The organism is Vogesella mureinivorans (assembly GCF_007644035.1).
Lineage (GTDB): Bacteria > Pseudomonadota > Gammaproteobacteria > Burkholderiales > Chromobacteriaceae > Vogesella > Vogesella mureinivorans.
In genome coordinates this window covers 1-669 of the sequence record NZ_VMTV02000834.1, presented here as the reverse complement: position 1 = coordinate 669, position 669 = coordinate 1, and the positions used below count along the sequence as shown (strand labels likewise).

Below are 669 nucleotides of genomic sequence, written 5' to 3'. Positions count from 1 at the left end.
AGCGCGCGGCCACGCTCGGCAGCATGGCCAGCGACGCACCGCTGTTCCTGATCGGCCGGCTGGAGGCGATGGTCGTCGACCTGCCGGTGTTCGGCGCGGAGGCGCTGGCGCTCGGGCCCGGCGCGCCGGTGCGGCTGAAGCGCCTGATCGATGGCCGCGAAGTCGAGGCCGAGCTGCAGGCGCTGCTGCCGCAGGCCGATGCGGCAAGCCAGGGCCTGATCGCGCGCGTGGTCCTGCCCGCCGATGATGGCCAGTGGCGGCCGGGCATGGCCGTCCAGGCTTCGCTGCAGCTCAGCGCCGACGAGGTGGCGCTGCGCCTGCCGCTGTCCGCAGTACAGCGCTTCCGCGACTGGCAGGTGGCCTTCCTCCGCGTTGGCGAGGACTACGAGATCCGCCCACTCGAACTCGGCCGCAGCGACGGCGACTGGGTCGAGGTGCTGGACGGCTTGAACGCGGGCGACGAAGTCGTCGTCGAGCAGAGCTTCCTGATCAAGGCGGACATCGAGAAGTCCGGCGCCGGCCACGACCACTGAAGGAGCACGGACCATGCTGGATTCACTGATCCACGCCGCCATCCGGCAGCGCTGGCTCGTGTTGGCCGCGGTGCTGGCGCTGGCCGCTTTCGGCGCCTGGAACCTGCGCCAGCTGCCGATCGACGCCGTGCCCGAC

1 protein-coding gene is annotated in these 669 nt (G+C 71.6%); it reads left to right on the top strand.

What is annotated here, in order from left to right; all coding sequences use genetic code 11:
• Positions 1–533 (top strand): efflux RND transporter periplasmic adaptor subunit (locus FLQ44_RS23845; RefSeq protein WP_369126618.1); only part of this gene is annotated, 533 nt, incomplete at its 5' end.
• Positions 534–669: the final 136 nt, after the last annotated feature.